The following is a 20,675-nucleotide window of genomic DNA, read 5'->3' as shown; positions in this document are numbered from 1 at the left end:
ATGAAAGTGCTTGTTCTTGGCGGTGACGGTTTTTGTGGTTGGCCTACAGCGTTACATCTTTCCAGCATAGGCCATGATGTCATCATCGTCGACAATCTCTCACGCCGTAAAATCGACATTGAGTTGGAGGTGGAATCGCTTACCCCCATTGCGCCGATGTCTATACGTCTAGCCGCTTGGAAAGAAAGAACTGGCAAACAGATCGGTTTCTATAACATTGATGTGTCTAAGCAATACCGCGTTCTGCTTGATCTTATTGTTAATGAAAAAGTAGATGCCATCATTCATTTCGCGGAACAGCGTGCAGCACCTTATTCGATGAAAGGTTCCAAAGGCAAGCGCTATACTGTGGATAACAACCTAAATGCCACCAACAACGTGTTGTGTGCCATCGTCGAGTCTGGACGAGATGTGCATTTGGTTCACCTTGGCACTATGGGCGTTTATGGTTATGGTACCGCCGGAATGAAAATTCCGGAAGGTTATTTCAAAGTGCAAGTCGTCACCGACACCGGCGATATTGTCGAACAGGAAATTCTATACCCAGCAAACCCTGGCAGTGTTTATCACATGACCAAGACGCAAGACGCGCTGATGTTTGCCTTCTATAACAAGAACGATGGTATTCGCATCACCGACCTGCACCAAGGCATTGTCTGGGGCACTAATACCCTTGAAACGGAATTGGACCCGAGACTTATTAATCGCTTCGATTACGATGGCGACTACGGTACAGTACTTAATCGTTTCCTCATGCAATCCGCAATTGGTTTTCCGCTCACCGTGCACGGAACCGGAGGTCAGACACGCGCCTTCATACACATTCGGGATACCGTGCGCTGTATAGAGATAGCTCTTGCCAACTCACCCAAGCATGGTGAAAAAGTAAAAATCTTCAATCAAATGACCGAAACCCATCGTGTCCAAGAACTGGCGGAACTGGTTTCCCGTCTCACTGGTACGCAAATTAGTTACCTACCTAATCCGCGTAAGGAAGACGACGAAAATGATCTTCACGTCGAGAACAAATGCTTCCTGGATTTAGGTTTGAAACCGACAACATTGGAAAACGGTCTTCTGCTTGAAGTAGCCGATGTAGCTAAAAAATACGCTGACCGTTGTGACCGTACGAAGATCGTGTGTACATCATTCTGGACCAGTGCAGAAGAAGAGCGTAGTAAACAAAAAGGAATTTGATATGGGAAACGTGTTGGTTACTGGCGGTTGCGGTTTCATCGGTGCGAATCTTGTGCCGATACTACGTGCTAAGGGGCACCGTGTCGCGATCTTGGACAACTTCTCGCGTGGTTCGCGCGATTATCTGGAAGACTCAACCACCTACGAAATCATTGAGGCCGATATTCGCGACGAGGATGCCATTGCTCAAGCAGTAAAAGGAAGAGACGCTATCATCCATCTGGCAGCCTATGGTTCTGTCGTAGAATCAGTCGCTGCACCGGAAGAGAATTATTCAGTGAATGCCGAAGGTACCTTCAAGGTCTTGAATGCGGCAAGAAAAGCGGACGTAAGGCAAGTGGTGTTTTCCTCCACCGGTGGCGCCCTGATCGGCAACGCAATGCCCCCTGTGAATGAGCAATCACTTCCCAAACCCATTTCTCCCTATGGCGCCAGCAAGCTGGCGGGAGAGGGGTATTGTTGTGCCTTCGCAAATGCCTACGACATGAGTGTGACAGCTCTGAGGTTCGCCAACGTAGTTGGACCGATCAGTTGGCACAAAAAGGGGGCAGTTACAGCATTCTTCAAAGCCATCATAACCGGTCAGCCGATCCATATTTACGGGGACGGTAGTGCCACCCGCGATTTTCTCTATGTTGAAGATCTGTGTCGCGGAATTACGGCGGGTTTGGAACTCAATAAACCGGGATTCAACACCTACCATTTAGCCAGCGGCCGTGAAGTATCTATCAAGGAACTTGCTATAATCGCGTGCGAAGCTGCATCAGCACCAAACCATACTATTCATTTTCTCAATAAGAGAAAGGGCGAAGTGGAGCGTAACTTTGCCACCTATGAATTGGCTCAGCGCGAATTGGGATTTTCACCGTTGGTATCTATTGAAGACGCAATGGCGCACACTTGGAATTGGTTCAAAGAAGTACATATTACTGAAATTCAGAATGACTCCTAATTAGGCTCTCCTTTAAACTAATCTTTGCTATCCGATTATCAATAACAGTCGAGCTAGTGTTTCAGATATGCATGCTATGCTACATACATTACGTTCGAGAGTATCTAAAGAGTGGCCCGAAAAGCAACCTCTGGTCTCTGTAATTACCGTAGTAAGAAATATGCGGAAAACCATTGAACAGAGCGTAGTATCAGTACTAGACCAGAGCTACAGAGCTATTGAGTATATCGTTATCGATGGCCATTCAACTGACGGTACAAGTGAAATTCTTGCTCCGTACGTCACGAAAATATCAAAGTATATTCGGGAAGAGGATGAATCTTTATATCATGCTATGAACAAGGGGCTCCATATTGCCAAAGGAGACTTTGTACTATTTCTCAATGCTGATGATTATTACCGACAAGAGACGGTGGAAAAACTTGTTGAACAATGGATTGCTTCTGGTGCTGACATTGTCTCTGCACAGTCAAACGAAACCGATTCCAACGGTAGTGCACTTAAAAGATCAGCATACATGCAATATAACTCCACCGTTTTGTTGGGTATGCCGTTTAGGCATGAGTTAATGCTGATTCCAAAAGACATCTACTTGCGTATTGGATACTACAATTCTACTTATCGAATTCTGGCTGATTGGGAATTTTCAAAACGATTGTGGCGCGCCGGTGTCAGAGCTAGTCAGATGCGATCCCCCTTGATGTTTATGAGAAACACTGGGGTATCCATCACTGATTTCTCAAAACGTGTTGAAGAATCCAGAATGCTTATGCGCGATGAATTTCCTTTTTTGGACGCGGAGACATGTACTCGAATATCTGATCCACGAGCCTGGAATAAGAATCTATGTTTAGAGCTGCTCGAAAAATATAGCGAGAACTATCATTTTAGCCTCTTGGTAAAAGATTATGGATTTAGAAGGCAACTCATTACGTCCGCCGACTTGAAATTAGCACCGGTAACAGATGACTACAAAGCATTGTCAATAGTCATTCCGGTTTACAACGCGGAGAGTACACTTGAGCGAGCTCTCAATTCGGCGTTAGCCGATAGTGATGAAAATGTTGAAATTATTTGTGTAGATGATTGCTCCACAGACAATAGTATAAATATTCTCAGCAAGCTAGGGCAGGATAAGCGCGTTCAAATTATAGTGAATAACTACAATGTAGGGGTTTCTCGCTCACGCAATATTGGTCTCCATTCTGCGCAGGGGAAATACGTATTTTTCTTAGATGCGGATGATGAATTAAATATAGAAGAAATAATGCAGGGTTTGGCGAAAGCGGAAGAACATAATTCTGATGCTATGATCATGGCATACGAAATTGTTGGAAAATCGGGAGTTACAATCCGCTCAAAAGTGCCAAATGGTGAAACTCTCATAAACAAACGCTTTAGCGAAATCTCGAGTTATTTTATGACGCCAGATTATCCTAAAGCGAATGGGCCACGTACTGCGGGTGAAGGGTTTTGGTCGTGCTTATATCGCACAGAGCAGGCTAGGAATATTCTTTTTCGTGAAGATCTATCATACGGGGAAGATAGTCTGTTTTTTCTTTCATTTATGTCCCAGGCAAAGCGTATTACCTGGATAGATCAATTGTCGTACCGTTATCATGTAAATCCCGGCTCGGCGATGACTCGGATTAGTACTAAACGGTTGCTTAATACAATTCAATGGAGGGTCTGGGCAAGTACCATACTAATCAATAATGAAGCAGAAGAACTAGCAAAGTTTATTTGTACAAAATATTGGCCAGCAAATTTATCAGCGTTAATGAGAAAGAGTCAATTCACTCATCAAGAAAAAAGGGAAATCAACAATTTAATACAAATTATTTCAAGCAATTACGGTGATGTGCTTGATTATTGTACCGATGATGTTAAGACAAAACAGTTCAACAAATGCAATATTACCCCATCAAAGGTGAACACAAAAACGGTCATAGCTGACCAGCGCAGTGACGCCCCCGATGTGATGCAAACGGGGCAACTCAAAGTCAACATATTCATGTCGACTGATCGAGGCGGGGCTGCTCAAGGATCTATACGTCGCATGAACGCATTACGAAATATCGGAATAGATGCACGCATTATAACCGCATTGAAATCATGCGATGTAGATTATGTATTCGAAATGATCGGGTCGGCCAATAAACGCAAAAAATTTGTTAGCTCGATCATCGATAAAATATGGAAACAAAATTACTGTACGTCAACCGAGCTGTTCTCCAACCTAGGTTCAATTGTCTCGTATCAAGACAATCGTGAATATTTCACTTCCCCAGATGTTCTCCATTTTCATTGGATGACTGGGGTTCTAGATGAGACGCAATGGCACCTTATAAAAGGTAAACCTGTTTGCTGGACACTAGCAGATATGAATCCTTTCACTGGTGGGTGCCACTATTCCGAAGGTTGCACGGGGTACATAAGTGCCTGCGAAAATTGCAATCTATTGACGTCAAATAAGAACATAGCGGCCGAACAGTGGGGTAGAAAAAAGAGTCTTTACGACCAGATAGAGCAACTTACGATAATTTGCCCTTCGCAATGGATGGCAAAACGGGTTAAGGAGAGTAGCCTACTCGGGAAAAGAGATGTGGTCGTAATACCAAATGCAATGCCAGTAAAAAAATTCATCCCACACAACCAGCTAGTCGCTAGAATCAAACTTGGCTTACCTTCTGAAGCGCTAATAATACTATTTGGAGCAGATGATAATCGCAATAAGCGAAAAGGGGGTGATATCATTAGTGGGGCTCTACATCTCTTGGCAGGACACAAATTACATGACCAAATACACTTATTGACTTTTGGTCATTACCAACTGGATTCTCCTTTTCCCTCGACCAATGTCGGCTACATTGAAGAAGAGGAAAATTTGTCATTGGTCTATAGCGCTGCGGACTGCTATTGTCTCCCGTCTCGTGAGGACAATGCACCTTTGACCGTTGCTGAAGCCATGCTTTGTGGTACACCTGTTGTTTCGACACCTGTCGGAAATGTACCTGAACTCATTTCACACAAAGAAACCGGATTCATTACGAAAGGCTGGTCTGAATCTGAAATGCTTGACGGATTGGTTTTCGTACTTTCTCATCTTCAAAAACGAAAAAATACGTCACTCCAATCACAAATCCGATCTGCAGCATATCAGCAACACGAACCATCCCAAGCGGCAGAACGGCATTACAGTGTTTATAAGAAGATTATCAAGAGCAGAACCCCAATATTAGACTGACAAATGTCGTATGGCATCTGTGAAATAGGGTGGTTTGAGTAACTTTCCATTAGGCCATACTGATTAGTAAGAATTGGAAAACTGAGCATATTTTTTTAAGTAAATATGATGCGTTAAGCATTGATGGTGGGGATATAAGGATCAGCAGTATGTTTTCTATGTACATCTTTTTGAGATTATGTAGCTGAGCTTAAGGTTTCGTGGGCATCGACAGAAAATGTGTCTCGTTCGCGGTTAAGTATTAACGATGTAGGAATCGTTGCACCATTCACTAAACTAGATTACATGCAACTTCGCCCGGATTAGTAGGAATGTGTAAAGCAACGCAGTCAATCAATCGTTAATAATGATTGCTATTAATTCGGTAAAACGAATAACGGGTATAATTTGCGGATGAAACTGAAAATGGATTCATGAAAATTACCGCCATATGTACTTGAAGACAAACTCCGGATGGCCCATCAGTTACGCAGATACAGGCACAATCCTGGATACTCTTCGAGTACACCATGTAAAAGTATTAAAAGCTTGGTTGGTTAAGCACAGAAATAGCATAGCAGTGTTGTATCCGCCATCATACTCACCCGAGTAGAATCGGGAAGAATACCTGAACCTTGATGTGAAGGACAGGGTTCACAGTGGCGAGCCGGCAAGGATAAGAGATCAGCTAAATAACAAGGTAAGGTCATGCAGGCGGATGATGCAGAAATGATGGCGCGTAGGATGAAATATTCTTGTCATGAGAGAATCCGTCATGCCGCGTAGCAGATATGGTGTTTCACTGGGTTAATAGGTGATTTAGTTAATCTTTCATGGGAGAACGATCAATGAGTCTCACTGGATCACACATCGAATATATACGTGAAAGAATGGAGAAGCTTAGTCCTTGGTATCATAACATTGACTTGGGCCATGGTCTGGTTACTCCGGGTAGAAGCTATGAGGGCATTTGGGGGATTATACGAGAGGTAATGTCTAATATAGATTATACAGATAAGGATGTATTGGATCTCGCGTCTTGGGATGGTATGTGGGCGTTTGAGGCTGAACAAAAAGGCGCGAAGAGAGTAGTTTCTACCGACACAAGGATGGAAGGATCGGAAAATTTGCTTTTTGCAAAGCATGTATTGGAATCAAAGGTCTTTCCGCTATTTAATGCCCCTGTTCAGGATCTGATTAGTAGACTTAAGATTGTCGGGATGGAGCCATATTTTGATATCGTTCATCACTTAGGACTTTTTTACCATCTTCGGGATCCATTGCTCTCATTAACCAAGGCCAGGGAGGTATTGCGTGAAGGTGGTTATATGGTATTAGAAACTGCTGCAATAGATGATAACGAACGGTCATATATGGCATGGAATGGTGTGGGCCCTGATTACCATTTTTATGGACCATCTGACACGTGGGCTCCAACAAGACTGTGTTTAAAAGAGTTGTTGATTAGAACAAGATTCGAACCAGTGTTCGAAGAAAAATGGAAGACATATGGTACGTCGGCTGACGCACTTTCGAAGTCAAAGTTTAACGTGTGCCGTTTATGTATGATCGCGAAGGCCGTACCCGGTGAAAAGCTTCATAATGTTGATGTGCAGAAGATAATCGGTAATCAGTAGGGGATAAGCTAACGTGTTTCTGATTAATACACGATTTGCGCGACAATATGCCAATAAAACTGTTCGCGGAAAAACAATGCCGATGAAACAATAATCGCTGACCGAAAGCTTAGAGAAATACCGCAAGATGACCCGTATAGTGCAGTGTCTTGACGATATGGAAGTAATCATTTCCTGGAAAAAACTCTGCGCCGCTATCGAACCGTTCTATCCGGGCCCGAAAGGCGCCGACCGGAGCCCGATCGGTATCGATCGGATGCTACGCATCCATTTCCCGCACTCGCTCAGTTTTTCCGATCGGACGGCCGAGGAAGCCCTGTACGACTCTCACGCCACACTCCTTCTTGTTAGCGTCAATTTCGGATAGGGGTCGGTTCCTGATGAAACCACCATATTCAAGTTCCAACATCTGATGGAGAGACACAACTTGAACGATCAGTTGATCCACTTGGTCAGTAAGCACCTGGATGAAAATGGGAAAAAGATCCATCGTGGGCACATAGTCGATGCCTCGATCATCAGCGCTCCCCCGCTGGATAAAGAACAAGGAAAATCAGGGAGATATGAAATTGCATCAAACCAAGAAGGGAAATAATTGGTTCTTGGGTACGGGGGCTCACATTGGCGCGGATACGGTGTACGGTCTAGTACACCAGGTGCGTGGGACTGCGGCCAAGGTTTCGGACGTGAAGATGACCGACGCGCTGATGCACGGCGAGGAGCGCGAGGCTTCAGCGACAAGGATTACGCCAACGCGTGGGCGGTGCTCATGCTCTCGAACTTATACATGGTGCGCCATCCAATTGATGGCTGCGGCAGGATGAATGTGTACGCCGTGGACCTTCGGGGTGCAGGGCGGGCGAAAAGGCCCCAAATAATAGGGTAATAACGCGATGATCTGAGAGTTTACGCGGCTCTGTGCTCGAATTACTTGGCGCCCGTCCTCGTTTTGACGTGTGAATCGCTTATTCAGACCATCCCTAACGAATTCTGACCGAGATTGAAATATTTTCTTCATCGTTGTGTAGCAAGCGCAAATAAAGAGAGATAAGTGTGAAAAGAGCATTAATCACCGGTATTACCGGCCAGGACGGCGCCTATCTGGCAGAGTTACTGCTGGAAAAGGGTTACGAAGTACATGGCCTGAAACGCCGCACGTCATTATTTAATACCGACCGCATTGACCACCTATATCAGGATCCGCACGAAAAAAGCCGCCGTTTCATCCTCCATCACGGTGATATGACCGACTCCTCCAGCCTCATCCGAATCATCCAGCAAGTGCAGCCGGATGAGATTTACAATTTGGCAGCACAAAGCCATGTGGCGGTGTCGTTCGAGGAGCCGGAATACACAGCGAACTCGGATGCATTGGGGGTATTACGACTATTGGAGGCAATACGGATTTTGGGGTTGGAGAAAAAAACGCGCTTTTATCAAGCCTCGACCTCCGAGTTATATGGAATGGTGCAAGAAGTTCCGCAGCGTGAGACCACTCCATTCTACCCGCGTAGCCCCTATGCGGTGGCCAAACTGTATGGTTACTGGATCGTGGTGAACTACCGCGAGGCGTATGGGATTTATGCTTGCAACGGTATTTTGTTCAACCATGAATCGCCGATTCGCGGTGAAACCTTCGTCACCCGCAAGATCACACGTGCGTTAGCACGCATAAAACTGGGTCTGCAGGACTGTCTCTATCTGGGTAATCTTGACGCCAAGCGCGATTGGGGCCACGCGCGGGATTACGTTGAAATGCAGTGGTTGATGTTGCAGCAGGACGAGCCAGAGGACTTTGTGATTGCTACCGGCGTGCAGTATGCGGTACGGGACTTCGTGGATGCTGCCGCGGCTGAGCTGGGCATTACAATCAAATGGGAGGGGAAAGGCGCGGAGGAAAAGGGTTACGACGTCAATGGTAAGTGCATCGTCGCAGTCGATCCACGATACTTTCGCCCCACAGAGGTTGAGATGCTGCTTGGCGATCCGAGTAAAGCTAAGAAAAAATTGGGTTGGACACCTCGTATATCGTTCGAAGAATTGGTAGCCGAAATGGTGCGAGAGGATTTGAAGACCGCTGAGCGAGACGAACTGATCAAGCGGCATGGCTACAAAACCATGGATTACCACGAGTGATGCCATGAAACGGATCTACGTAGCAGGCCATCGCGGTATGGTGGGGTCGGCCATCATACGGCAATTGCAGAAGAGTGGCGAGTGCGAGATCGTTACGCGCTCACATGCGGAACTGGATCTAACGGATCAGTCGGCGGTTCAGGCGTTCTTCAGAAGCGAGCGTCTCGATCAGGTATATCTTGCTGCCGCGAAGGTGGGCGGTATCCATGCTAACGATACCTATCCCGCCGAATTCATCTACGAAAATCTGATGATAGAGTGCAACCTTATTCATGCGGCTCACCAGGCCGGGGTACAGAAACTGCTGTTTTTGGGATCGAGTTGTATTTATCCGAGGAACGCATCTCAACCGATATCAGAGGAGGCGCTGCTAACAGCTCCACTGGAATCCACCAACGAACCTTATGCAATCGCTAAAATCGCAGGTATCAAACTGTGCGAAAGCTACAATCGACAATACGGGCGCGACTATCGTAGCGTGATGCCGACTAACCTTTATGGCCCCAACGACAATTTTCATCCGAACAACAGCCATGTCGTCCCGGCATTATTACGCCGTTTCCATAAGGCCATAATGTCGAGTGATGAAGAAGTAGTAATTTGGGGGAGCGGATTGCCGAGGAGGGAATTTCTACATGTCGACGATATGGCGGCGGCGAGCGTGTTTGTAATGGGTTTGGATAATGTCTCGTACAAGGCAAACACACAACCGATGTTGTCGCATATCAATGTTGGTACCGGAAACGACTGTACTATCCGTGAACTAGCAGAAACCATGACAAGGGTAACGGGGTTCAAGGGTCGATTGGCGTTTGATACCAGTAAACCCGACGGTACTCCACGCAAGCTGTTGGATGTCTCACGACTGAATAATCTGGGCTGGGAGGCGACTATCAGCTTGGAGGAAGGGCTAGGCCGTACCTATGATTGGTTTTTGGAAAACCAGGGGAAGTTTAGATCATGAACACTATTCCTGCTGCATTGAGCAGACCATCGTATGATCGAACCAAGTTGGTGTACAGGTTAAAAGTTGCATAAAACAGGGTAGCGTAGAAATCCGCATGCACCCGGTTGTAGATTGTATATTGATGCCGGTAATTCGGCGTGAGTGGACGGCTTTGGTAAGACAGTTGTATTCAATGCCTGCGCCAAGCATGAAGCCAGCCGAATTGTCGCTGGTGCTTTCGTTAGATTCGGAATGGATGGAGGAGGAGAGGGCGTATTTGCTAAGCGTGATGGAATATGCCGGCCTGACAAGAGTATTTTCACGCATCGAGTTTTTTTCCTGCAGGATCCCTCCCCATAAATCTCTCTATCTGCGCGGAATGCCAAAAAATTGTAAAACGCTCTTGCCTCAGTACGGATGGAAATCCGGTCCTAATTTGCAGTTCTTCAGGTCCGTGGACTATGTAATAGAAACACTACAGTCAGTCAGGTCGCTTCTGCTGATGGAAACAGACCTAATCCCTACAGTAGATTATTGGTTGGATCGTCTTAATAGTGAGCTGATGGAAAGCGAGGATTGCCTGTTGGCAGGAGCCCGTTACGTGGGTGGTACTCGATTACCTGAAACCATCGCACACCACATCAATGGCAACGCGGTATTGAACCTGTCGCACCCGCTGTTCCGTGACTTTTTTTCGAACTGGGAACAACTGCTTCTCGAGTGCATGCCGATAGTACCGGAGAATCCCTACGATGTGATCATTGAGTGGGCGTTGGCCATGAAGGATTCCTTCATTGGGACGCCACTGCATGATCTTGTGGAGGAGGTAGGGGGGCAATACCAACCCCGCAAGGCATATTTGCGTACCATTGTAAATCTCGGTGGTCCTCATGAAAGTGGACCTGGCTATCGAATTTCCTTAGAAGAAACGCGTAGCAAGTACCCGGATATGGCTTTGGTACATTGCAGGGCAGCATTGCCGGTTGTTTCTGAGGTGGAACCGGTTGATGAGCTCAATGAAGTCGAATCGAAGGAAGAGAATCAAACCGCGAAAGAATGGGATAACATACTTCTTAGCGTGATTCCCGGGCAGACCTCAATAGATGCGCTTGCGAGGAGTTATGTAAGCGCTATTAAGAGAAATGCAGACGGATTTCTCCTCTTTATGAGTAGGAATAGAGCATTGCGAAAGATTTTCGTAATGGTTGTAAACCGCTGTCTTGGTAGTGCACGAGCGGATTTGATTGGGGCTATGGCGGATGAGATTTCGAGTATACAGAGTGTTGATCTTATGCTTGGTGTAGCCAGGTGCGACCGCTGATTTCTGTCGTAATTCCCACTCGAAATGTGGTAGGCACGCTCGATGCGTGTCTCGAATCGCTGATGCAACAATCGTTTCAGAATTTTGAGATATGGGTGCTGGATGCCTGCTCCACGGATGGCACTTTAGAAGTGATTGAGAGTTATAAAAGGAAGGTGGGTACGGATATTAAGTGCGTATCATCTCCCGACGATGGAGTCTATGATGCTATGAATCGGGGAATCGCTCTCGCATCGGGAGAATGGCTCTATTTCCTCGGAGCTGATGATAGGCTGGCGGATCCCGAGGTTTTTTGTGATGTTTCGCGTACCCTAGCAAAAGAGTGCGCTGACCTCGTTTATGGCGATGTGGTATTGAAAAGTGACGGAAGGCGGTTCTGTGGGAAGTCCTCACGAACACGATTGGTACTGGATCGCAACATAAGTCATCAGGCGATATTTTACCATCATTCTCTGTTTAAAAGGGTTGGTTCTTTTGATTTGTCATATCCCATATGGGCTGACTGGGATCTGAATATTCGCTGCTTCAAGTTGCCCGGTGCGCGTTGCCATTGGCTGGATCGGGAAATAGCGGTCTACAATGATTTATCTGGAATTAGCTATCAGTTGGATGAAGAGTTCAGGAAGCGGTTACCCGTGGCTCCTCTGCGGTGGGTTGGTCGAGCGTTTTATTCGCTTTATCAACAACAGAAATTAGTTGGCAGCTAGTCGTTCCTCATAGATCTTTATGACATCTTTTGGCTCGCCGGTCGCACAACTTATTCCGTTATCAATCAGCAACGCTCTGTCACAGAGTCGCGCGATTTGATTGAGTGCATGTGACACCAATATGATGGTTTGCCGAGATTGAATTTTGCCAATCATGGTACGTTCTGCTTTTTGCCTAAAATGCTGATCGCCGACTCCCAGCACTTCATCAATTAATAGTACGTCGGGACTGACAATGGTAGTAATTGAGAATCCTAATCGTGCGGTCATACCGGTGGAGTAGGTTCTTACCGGCTCAAAGAAGAAATCACCCAGTTCCGAATATTCCTGTATTTCATACAACTTTTCTTTAACTTCGCGTCGCGAGTAGCCTTGCAGCATGCCGCCGATTATGGTGTTATCTCGCCCGCTGAGGTTTGGATCAAATCCTGCTTGAAGCGCGAGAAGCGAAACGGAAACACCGCGATTGATGATCTTTCCATTATCTGGTCTGAGAACACCTGAGATAAGGCGTAATAGAGTCGATTTTCCCGCTCCATTTCTGCCAATGATCCCAAGTGTTTCGCCAGGGTAGATATCCAGATTTATTGATTTCAGCGCTTCAAAGTAAGTACGCTTGCGGAATAGATTTCCGCTACGCTTATACCGCACGCCAACATCCTGTAGGGAGATTATCGGTTCCATCCGGTCCTATTCCATAATAATACGTGGATAGACGTAACGCAGGCGTTTATAGACGAACAACACCATAGTGCATGCGAGTGCACTTCCAAGCCCCCAAAACATGAGCGTTTGAACATCTGGAAAAACGCCATCCATGAAGATTTCGCGGTAGCATTTGAGGAGGAAGGCCATGGGATTCATTAGAAACAGTGCCTGCCATTCCGTTGAGATGCTCCGGTAGTCGTAGAAGATACCGGACAGGAACATGAGCAAGGTCAATCCGGTCGGTACCAAGTAGGTGAGGTCGCGTGCAAAGGGGATCATGGCCGCCACCATGGAGGCGAATGCCAAAATGAGTAATGCCTGCACAAATACTACGGGTAGCAGCATCCACCAATAAGCGTTTGGGCTGTAGCCTTGTAACCAGAGAAAGCCGATCAGCAGTACAAAAACCGGTATCTGCTTGAGGGTGGCCTGAAGGATGCTCACCAAAGGAAAGACTACGGTAGGGAGTCCAACCTGGAGCATGAGGTTCTGGCCGGTGAGTATGCTATTACTGCTGCCGCTGACAGCCTTCATAAACCACATCCAGGGGACCAGGCCGGTCAGAAGGAACACGGGAAAATTTTCGCCCCCTCGTAACAACAGAATGCCGAATACCACGTAATACACCACCATGTGCAGCAGCGGCTCCAATACCCACCAACCGTAGCTGAGATAGTTGCGGTGGACTTCCGAACGCAGATTGAAAATAGCCTTGGTCCAGATCAGTTCCAGCAGCCGACCTAAGCCGGCATGGCGGCCGTACTGTCTTGACGGGTTGCGCGATTCGGATTCGATTTTGAGGATATCCGCGCCGTACTGGTGGGCGAGGAGTAGTTGCCGCGCCTCTTTGTTGTGCCCCACTTGGCGGGCCGCCTCGGCAGCACGGTGATAACCGGCGGGGACGTCTGGAAACCGCTCGCGCACGACTTCCCAGCGTTTTAGGGCCTCTTCCCATCGGCCGGCATGCATGGCCAACTCAGCATACTGGATAAAGGGGACAGGCCGATCGGGCGTGGTTTCACAAGCTTTTTGGTAGTACAAAGTCGCTTGATCGAAATCGCCCCTTTTTTCGGCGTATTCCGCGGAGGTCATCCAAGTGGACAGGTGTTCGGTGTGCTGTTCGCGGGCCTTCGACAACAACTCTCCGGCGATTTCCCATTCATGTCGGCGTATCGCCAGTGCGGCACAATCAATCAACGCGTTGGGGTGATTGGGAAACTGTTCTCTGGCGTTGTTTAACAGTCTCTCGGCCTCGTCCAGCTCTCCGGCTTCCATGTGTGCATTGGCGCCCTGAAACCAGACGCCAGGATGGTTGGGGTACGCCTTGCGCAGTACCGCCCAGCGTTTGGCGGCTTCGGGCCAGTTCTTTTCACGAATCGCCTGATGCGGCCACTCGAAGGCTTGCTCAGGTGTTAATAGTTTGCCTTCCGTAGGCTGTAGGTGGGTGACTTCTGAAATCATGGTTTATTACATTATCATGCCGCGCCCAAGAAGCAGATCCATCACTCGATCTGCGCATTCCGCAACCGAAAGTTGCTCGGTCTCTACCGCGAGTTCCGGATTGTCCGGTGGCTCGTACGGCGAGTTGATGCCGGTAAAGTCTTTGATCTCCCCGGTACGCGCACGTCGGTAGAGCCCTTTGACATCACGTTGTTCACACACCTCTACCGGACAGTCGCAGTAAATTTCCAAGAACTCTCCATGGGGAAACAGACTACGTACCCGGCCCCGATCATCACGAAAGGGAGAAATAAACGCAGTTAGGGCGATGACACCTGCCTCGACGAACAACTTGGCTGTTTCTCCCACCCGGCGGATATTTTCCTGGCGATCGGCCTCGCCGAATCCCAGATCACCGCACAAGCCGTGACGGATGTTGTCGCCGTCGAGTACAAAGGTGCGACACCCCTTCTGGTGCAGCCTCTCTTCTACGGTGTGTGCCAAAGTGGATTTGCCCGCGCCAGAAAGTCCGGTGAACCAGAGCACAAAGCTCTTATGCCCGTTCTGACGTTCTCGACGCTCTCTGGTAACGGTGGCATGATGCCATATGGTGTTACTGCTGCGCATAGGGTTCCGTGAAGGGACTGACATTAATTGACGAACCAGTAGCGACGGGGTCGGTTCGTGATTTTACTCTAGATGACTCGTATCCTTAAACTTTATCTGATTCGACGATCATCTGAATCCAATATGAGATTTCTGAGAAACCGATTGAGGGATGGCGGACCGTGAATGATCCACCTTCAGTAACCCTTATTGTTGTCAACTGGAATAGCGGGGAACTCCTAGCCAAATGCTTGGGAACCGTTGCGCAACTGACAGTTCAGCCCGACGTCTTGGTGATCGATAACAACAGCTCCGATGGTTCTGCGGAGTTTGCGGACGGTTTGAAAAACGTGACATTGGTGCGGATGGAGGAGAATCTCGGATTCGCCGCGGCCAATAACTATGCGATTGAAAAGGCAGACACCGAATTCGTCGCGTTACTCAATCCCGACGCTTTCCCGGAACCCAATTGGCTGAAATCACTTTTAGACGCAGCTCGTAACCACCCCGAGTTCGACGCGTTCGGGTCGAGGCAGCTCAAGTCGGAATGTCCCGAGTATCTCGATGGCGTAGGCGACATTTATCATATAAGCGGACTGATGTGGCGGGACAGGCACGGAGTACGGCTGAGCTCAGGTGACCTTGAGTCTCGGGAGATATTCAGCCCTTGTGCTGCCGGTGCGCTTTACCGACGCCATGTCATCCAGGAAATCGGGGGTTTTGACGAGGATTTTTTCTGCTACGTGGAAGATGTCGACCTAGGCTTTCGGTTGCGGTTGTCGGGTCGCAGGGCTTTGTATGTACCAGATGCCATTGTCCATCATGTCGGTTCGGCCACATCCGGGGGACACAAAAGCCATTTTACGATCTATCATGGGCATAGAAACATGGTTTGGGTATTTATGAAGAATATGCCTAGTCCGCTGTTTTGGTTATTATTACCGTTACACTTGGGTGTTAACTTGATGGCTATAGCCTGGTATTCATGCAGCGGACATCGAAGAATAATTTTGAAGGCAAAATGGGATGCCATTAAGGGAGTTACCGGAGCATGGAGAAAGCGCAGAGGGATTCAACAGCGACGCATAGCGCCTATCAGCGATCTGTGGCGAGTGTTGGACAAGCGATTGTCCCCGAAGAGGGGATAGCATCGCTACTGCCTGAGAATTTATCTCTTGTTGACCAGGAGCGTAAACGTGAGCCTCCGGTCACAGTAGTGATTGTTAATCATAACGCTGGTGGTTATCTGCAAAATTGTGTGGCTTCAGCTCTTCCGGAAGTGGAGGAGTTGGTTGTCGTTGATAACGCGTCAAGTGACGGCAGCGCCGAACATCTTCGCAACATGTTCTCTCACGAACCCAAGTTGGAGATGTTTCTTAACAAACGAAACTTGGGTTTCGCAAAGGCCTGTAATTTTGGCTCGAAATTTTCCACCTCCCCATACGTCTTGTATCTGAATCCCGATAGCGAGGTTACACCTGGCGCGATCGAGCGCATGGTCGAGGTAATGGAGCAGGATCCGAATGTGGGTATGGTGGGGGGGTATATCGAAGGGCCAGACGGAAGGGAACAAGCGGGGGGGAGGCGCGCCGTACCGACGCCGTGGAGGGCTTTTGTCCGTGCTTTTGGCTTATATCGATTGGGTAAAAGATACCCGAGATTGTTTTCAGACTTTACATTGCATTTGGATCCGCTACCCAGTCACCCTATAGAGGTTGAGGCAATCTCGGGTTGCTGTATGTTAGTACGTAGGCAAGCGATTCAGAACGTTGGTCCATTGGACGATGGCTACTTTTTGCATTGTGAAGACTTGGATTGGTGTATGCGGTTTCGCGAGAAGGGTTGGAAAATTCTTTTTGTCCCTGGCGCAAGACTAATTCATTGGAAGGGCGGTAGTAGTGATGCTCGACCCTTGTTCGTTGAGTGGCACAAGCATAAGGGAATGATGCGGTTTTATCGTAAGTTTTTTCGACATCAGTATCCGGGACCATTGATTTGGTTGGTTTTCATTGGGATTTGGGTTCGATTTACAGGGATCGTTGTCTATCATTCTTCTAAATACTTGATCAAGTAGGTACGCCGAGGGTGTACCAAGGTGCGGTTGCCGGTTCCGCGTTTAGTTTGGGTTATGCTCCTGATCGTTCCGTGGATCGTTGCCGGTTAATTAATCCACTACGGTCATATTTTCCCCAGTCTTCTTTTCTTGATGTATTTGCCGCTGAACATTGAGTAGGCTTAATGTAGATCAGCCCCTCTCTGAAGTTGACACGGTCAGATTTCGAGGGATTTGGAGTAGGCAGGGTGCTAACAGACGTTGCTCGTGGATCCATAGCGCGATATCGATCAAGGCAATAGGCCGACAGGGTGTGTATAGAATCGGCGAGGCGATCACTGAAGGGAGCAGATGTATTCGAAGTGATCTGCTTCCTCAGGAACTGAGAATCATGATTAAAGTGGAACGTCAGTGGTATCTGGTTCACACCAAACCGCGCTCCGAATACCTTGCAAGAGAAAATCTTGGACGTCAAGGCTTCAAAACCTATTTGCCAGAAATTAGAGAGACGCGGAGACGCCACGGAAAGCTTGTAACAGCCGTGGTACCCATGTTTCCCCGCTACCTCTTTATTTACCTTAGTGAGCAGGTAGACAACTGGTCGCCAGTTCGGTCCACCCTGGGTGTGACCGGGCTGGTGCGTTTCGGTCAGAGGGTTGCTCGGGCACCTGATGATTTGATACTGATGCTGAAAGGTCAGGAGGACGGAGAGGGCGTTCAAGTGCTCCCTGTGGACCGGTATGAACCGGGCGCTCGAATTCGGGTTGTGGTGGGCGGAATAATTGGTTATGAGGGGATTTTCATGGCTCGATCTAATCGTGATCGGGCGTCTATTCTCCTGGATATTCTAGGGCGACAGATACAGACGGCTGTGCCTGTTCGATACCTTGAACCAGCGAATTAGATAAGTTTCGTATCTGCTTGACGCCGGATCCGCATTTTATATAGTGTTCAGCCCATGAACACTGGGTGGGGTGTTGACGAAGAACGTGTCCTCGGCTTGCTTGATGCGGTGGGGGAGCGCAGCGAAGTCAGCCAGCGAGATATGGCGAAACGTTTGGGAATTGCACTTGGATTGGCGAATTCCTATTTGAAGCGCTGTGTCCGTAAAGGTTACATCAAAATTTCTGATGCTCCCGCCAATCGCTACCTTTACTACCTGACTCCAAAAGGATTTGCAGAAAAGAGCCGACTCACCGCCATGTACTTGACTGCTTCGCTCTCCTTCTACAGAAAGGCGGGGGAGTCGTGCCTGAGGGTTTACAGGCAATGTGAAGCGTTGCAGTGGCGGCAAGTCGTGTTGTGTGGTGTGTCCGATCTGGCGGAAATAGCTTCGCTCAAAGCCCTGGAAAGTGGAGTCGAGATTCTTGGCAACTATGATCCTCGCGCCGATCAGAAGAGATTTGTGAATGCACCTGTCTGGAACCAATTCAACAAGGTATGTGCTTGCGACGGATGGATAGTGACCGATCTGCAAGCGCCGACACGAATGTTTGAGCACATCATAGAACTGGTAGGCCCTGAGAGGTTATTGGTACCGGATATTCTCCGACTCGAATAGCCGGATAAAAAATTAGCAGAAGGCGATAGTCTGAAGCTTATATATTTATGTTTTGTGCGGAGGGCTAGTAGCAGTCTGCATGGCGGTAGCGTGCTTGAATGCTCAGCCAATACTTTCTGAAGAATTAAGTAAACATGTTAAGAAGGTGTTTAATAGGAGAGGTCACGAATAGGGATGAGATCCGCCAGAAAGGAAAATTGTTAAGGAGCGGTATGGGGTCTACGGTACCAAAGTTGTACCTCCCTGTGTAATGTTGAACTGATCGATCTTCTCGGATTGAAACCTCCGTTATTCACGAACAATGAGCACCTTATAAGCCACTATCCGTGATGTATTACCGTGACACAAATAGTGTTTAAGTTATTGGACCTGCTTTTCTAGCATGCAGCAGCCAGAGATATCTGCGGTAAGCAAAATCACCGAAGTGGCAGTGAGACAAGGAATGACGTCCCGTATCATCCGTCTGCTCGTTCCTATACTGACTGTGTTTCTGTTGTTCGATCTAGAGTACACCGTCGGTACACTTGTGAGTCAGGGAGAAAGACTCGGGCATTCCACGATCCTGGTAAATGGAATACTTACACCAGCTAGTTTCGTCAACATAAGCGTGAAAGTGAGTGACATAGTAATCCTAATAATTTTTGCCTTTTTGTGTGCTCAATATTTTATTTATCACAGACTGCCGTTTTTCGAGTCCCGCTTTTTATATCACTATGGGTTCCTTATGCTATTTGTGGGGTTTGGTCTGACCTCGCTTTTATGGAATGCGCAAGCGTTTTCTGCGGCACAGTTTTTCGTGAGCCTGCTATATCTCGCTAAATTTTTTGAGACTTGTCTTATATTTGCTTTGGTGCATGTGTATTTCAAAGAAGGTGGAAGGGTGCTTGCCTTACTCGAGCCGCTAGTAATAGCAGCCTTGGTGGCGGCTCTTATTGGACTTTTCTACACGTTCACAGGATTTTCGGAAGGATGGTTGATTCAGGACAGGATCCAATTTTTTGGGATACTGGTTTTGCTGGCAATGATGTTCTTAGGAGTCGTATTGTTTCCGAGGTCAGGCCAGACGATCACCGCTTTGGGACAGGGGACGCTGTGGCTAGTTATCATCGTGATGTCCATCAGCATTTACGCCTGCGGCAAACGAACCGTAATCGTTGGCTTCCTGGCAGGTCTGACGTACATGTTCATGAGATATATGAACAAACAGAACTGGTTAAAGTTTCTTCTGATTTATCTCGCATTTATAGGCGTGGGATCACCGTTCCTCCTGCAGCAAGTCGCAAGGTCGTTTGACCGAGAGAGTAACTACATCTGGGAAGGGCTGGCGCCGCAATTTGCAACCAGGCTTGAGGAGAGCTGGTTGTCATCTATAAAAGTTCCTGGTCTTGACTTTTCTATAACCGAGCGCTTTGGAAGATGGCTTGTAGCGTTTGATCATTTTATTGAACAGCCTTTGTTAGGAAGTGGATTTTTTGGGTCACCCTATGTGCATGGTTTTCTACCCGATTCTGCCTTTCTTCAAGTGATGGTTGAGACTGGTGTATTAGGCGCATTCGCCTTAGGGGGATTCATGGTTATTTGCTGGTTCATAACGCCTTTAAAAAAGGATATGGCATATGGCTATGGATTGGGTGTCGGATTTAGAAGTGCGCTTATAGCAATGGTGGTGATGGGTATAACTGCAAACAATGTTTATGCATTTAATCTTTTTGGCATGTTTTTAGTGCTAGCGGCCTTGAATGCAGATATCTCGCGAGATCACCATGCCGTATGAAATACTAAGGCATCTCTGATTAAGTCCCAAAGTTTGCGACAATACACGCATTATTTGGAACCGGTAGAAAACGATGAAACAGCAAACATTTGCCGCGGGGGAATTTGAGCAATTTCGAAAACCAACCCGGCGAGAGAAGTTTCTCTCGGAGATGGATGCTGTGGTTCCATGGGATCAGCTTTGTGAGCTCATCGAACCCCACTACCCCAAAGCGGGAAACGGGCGCCCCCCCATTGAACTGGAACGGATGTTGCGCATCTACTTCCTCCAACACTGGTTCAACCTGTCGGATCCAGGCGCCGAGGAAGCGTTGTATGAATCTCGCTCCATGTGTCTTTTCGCCGGCATTGACCTTGGGCGTGAGCCGGTTCCCGACGAGACGACGATTCTCAATTTTCGTCATCTGCTGGA

The 20,675-nt window shown here is 47.6% G+C and carries 19 protein-coding genes; 15 read left to right on the top strand and 4 right to left on the bottom strand.

Annotated elements, in window-relative coordinates; all coding sequences use genetic code 11:
• The 4 genes from DWQ09_15245 to DWQ09_15230 all read left to right on the top strand — a co-directional run bounded on the left by DWQ09_15245 (nucleotide 1) and on the right by DWQ09_15230 (nucleotide 7,012).
• Entirely contained in the window at nucleotides 1-1,197 is a 1,197-nt protein-coding gene (locus DWQ09_15245; GenBank protein ID KAA3626775.1) for an NAD-dependent epimerase/dehydratase family protein, read from the top strand.
• A 1-nt stretch (nucleotide 1,198) separates the two neighbouring features.
• The gene (locus DWQ09_15240) at nucleotides 1,199-2,149 is read left to right on the top strand and encodes an NAD-dependent epimerase/dehydratase family protein (GenBank protein ID KAA3626774.1); all 951 of its coding nucleotides are present in this window, start codon (nucleotides 1,199-1,201) and stop codon (nucleotides 2,147-2,149) included.
• 67 nt (nucleotides 2,150-2,216) lie between these two features.
• Complete coding sequence (locus tag DWQ09_15235; protein KAA3626773.1) at nucleotides 2,217-5,396, top strand: glycosyltransferase; 3,180 nt, start codon at nucleotides 2,217-2,219, stop codon at nucleotides 5,394-5,396.
• A gap of 812 nt (nucleotides 5,397-6,208) precedes the next feature.
• Nucleotides 6,209-7,012 carry a DUF1698 domain-containing protein gene (locus tag DWQ09_15230; protein KAA3626772.1) on the top strand — a complete coding sequence of 268 codons (804 nt, stop codon included), beginning with the start codon at nucleotides 6,209-6,211 and terminating at the stop codon, nucleotides 7,010-7,012.
• Nucleotides 7,013-7,271: 259 nt separating this feature from the next.
• On the opposite strand, the gene DWQ09_15225 is transcribed toward DWQ09_15230, so the two are convergent.
• Complete coding sequence (locus DWQ09_15225; GenBank protein ID KAA3626771.1) at nucleotides 7,272-7,502, bottom strand: hypothetical protein; 231 nt, start codon at nucleotides 7,500-7,502, stop codon at nucleotides 7,272-7,274.
• Between the two features lie 16 nt (nucleotides 7,503-7,518).
• Here DWQ09_15225 and DWQ09_15220 point away from each other — a divergent pair, with 16 nt between their 5' ends.
• The 5 genes from DWQ09_15220 (at nucleotide 7,519) to DWQ09_15200 (ending at nucleotide 12,122) form a co-directional block, all read left to right on the top strand.
• Nucleotides 7,519-7,836: a hypothetical protein gene (locus DWQ09_15220; protein KAA3626770.1), complete on the top strand. Its 318-nt coding sequence runs from the start codon at nucleotides 7,519-7,521 to the stop codon at nucleotides 7,834-7,836.
• 229 nt (nucleotides 7,837-8,065) lie between these two features.
• Nucleotides 8,066-9,148 carry a GDP-mannose 4,6-dehydratase gene (gene gmd, locus DWQ09_15215; GenBank protein ID KAA3626769.1) on the top strand — a complete coding sequence of 361 codons (1,083 nt, stop codon included), beginning with the start codon at nucleotides 8,066-8,068 and terminating at the stop codon, nucleotides 9,146-9,148.
• Between the two features lie 4 nt (nucleotides 9,149-9,152).
• Nucleotides 9,153-10,112 carry a GDP-L-fucose synthase gene (locus DWQ09_15210; protein KAA3626768.1) on the top strand — a complete coding sequence of 320 codons (960 nt, stop codon included), beginning with the start codon at nucleotides 9,153-9,155 and terminating at the stop codon, nucleotides 10,110-10,112.
• A 175-nt stretch (nucleotides 10,113-10,287) separates the two neighbouring features.
• The gene (locus DWQ09_15205) at nucleotides 10,288-11,415 is read left to right on the top strand and encodes a hypothetical protein (GenBank protein ID KAA3626767.1); all 1,128 of its coding nucleotides are present in this window, start codon (nucleotides 10,288-10,290) and stop codon (nucleotides 11,413-11,415) included.
• Nucleotides 11,403-12,122, top strand: a complete 720-nt coding sequence (locus tag DWQ09_15200; GenBank protein ID KAA3626766.1) for a glycosyltransferase — start codon at nucleotides 11,403-11,405, stop codon at nucleotides 12,120-12,122. The genes DWQ09_15205 and DWQ09_15200 overlap by 13 nt, the downstream gene beginning before the upstream one ends.
• Here the strand turns inward: DWQ09_15200 and DWQ09_15195 are convergent.
• From DWQ09_15195 to cysC, 3 genes are read right to left on the bottom strand one after another with little or no spacing between them, the layout of a single operon-like run.
• Nucleotides 12,108-12,806, bottom strand: a complete 699-nt coding sequence (locus DWQ09_15195) for an ABC transporter ATP-binding protein (protein KAA3626765.1) — start codon at nucleotides 12,804-12,806, stop codon at nucleotides 12,108-12,110. The genes DWQ09_15200 and DWQ09_15195 overlap by 15 nt on opposite strands.
• A gap of 6 nt (nucleotides 12,807-12,812) precedes the next feature.
• The gene (locus DWQ09_15190; GenBank protein KAA3626764.1) at nucleotides 12,813-14,291 is read right to left on the bottom strand and encodes a phosphate ABC transporter permease; all 1,479 of its coding nucleotides are present in this window, start codon (nucleotides 14,289-14,291) and stop codon (nucleotides 12,813-12,815) included.
• 6 nt (nucleotides 14,292-14,297) lie between these two features.
• Nucleotides 14,298-14,897 carry an adenylyl-sulfate kinase gene (cysC, locus tag DWQ09_15185; GenBank protein KAA3626763.1) on the bottom strand — a complete coding sequence of 200 codons (600 nt, stop codon included), beginning with the start codon at nucleotides 14,895-14,897 and terminating at the stop codon, nucleotides 14,298-14,300.
• A 143-nt stretch (nucleotides 14,898-15,040) separates the two neighbouring features.
• Here cysC and DWQ09_15180 point away from each other — a divergent pair, with 143 nt between their 5' ends.
• The 6 genes from DWQ09_15180 to DWQ09_15155 all read left to right on the top strand — a co-directional run.
• The gene (locus tag DWQ09_15180; protein ID KAA3626762.1) at nucleotides 15,041-16,024 is read left to right on the top strand and encodes a glycosyltransferase family 2 protein; all 984 of its coding nucleotides are present in this window, start codon (nucleotides 15,041-15,043) and stop codon (nucleotides 16,022-16,024) included.
• Entirely contained in the window at nucleotides 15,928-16,950 is a 1,023-nt protein-coding gene (locus tag DWQ09_15175) for a glycosyltransferase family 2 protein (GenBank protein ID KAA3626761.1), read from the top strand. Before DWQ09_15180 ends, DWQ09_15175 begins: the two co-directional genes overlap by 97 nt.
• 370 nt (nucleotides 16,951-17,320) lie before the next feature.
• Nucleotides 17,321-17,833 carry a transcription/translation regulatory transformer protein RfaH gene (locus DWQ09_15170; protein KAA3626760.1) on the top strand — a complete coding sequence of 171 codons (513 nt, stop codon included), beginning with the start codon at nucleotides 17,321-17,323 and terminating at the stop codon, nucleotides 17,831-17,833.
• A gap of 54 nt (nucleotides 17,834-17,887) precedes the next feature.
• Entirely contained in the window at nucleotides 17,888-18,490 is a 603-nt protein-coding gene (locus DWQ09_15165) for a winged helix-turn-helix transcriptional regulator (GenBank protein ID KAA3626759.1), read from the top strand.
• Between the two features lie 382 nt (nucleotides 18,491-18,872).
• On the top strand, nucleotides 18,873-20,264 hold the full coding sequence (locus DWQ09_15160) for a hypothetical protein (protein ID KAA3626758.1): 1,392 nt from the start codon (nucleotides 18,873-18,875) through the stop codon (nucleotides 20,262-20,264).
• A gap of 73 nt (nucleotides 20,265-20,337) precedes the next feature.
• A partial coding sequence (locus DWQ09_15155) for a transposase (protein ID KAA3626782.1) occupies nucleotides 20,338-20,675 on the top strand: 338 nt, incomplete at its 3' end.

The sequence above is a fragment of the Pseudomonadota bacterium genome (assembly GCA_008501635.1).
Taxonomy (GTDB): domain Bacteria; phylum Pseudomonadota; class Gammaproteobacteria; order QQUJ01; family QQUJ01; genus QQUJ01.
The sequence above is the reverse complement of the archived record's forward strand: the minus strand, read 5'-3'. Positions and strand labels throughout refer to the sequence as shown.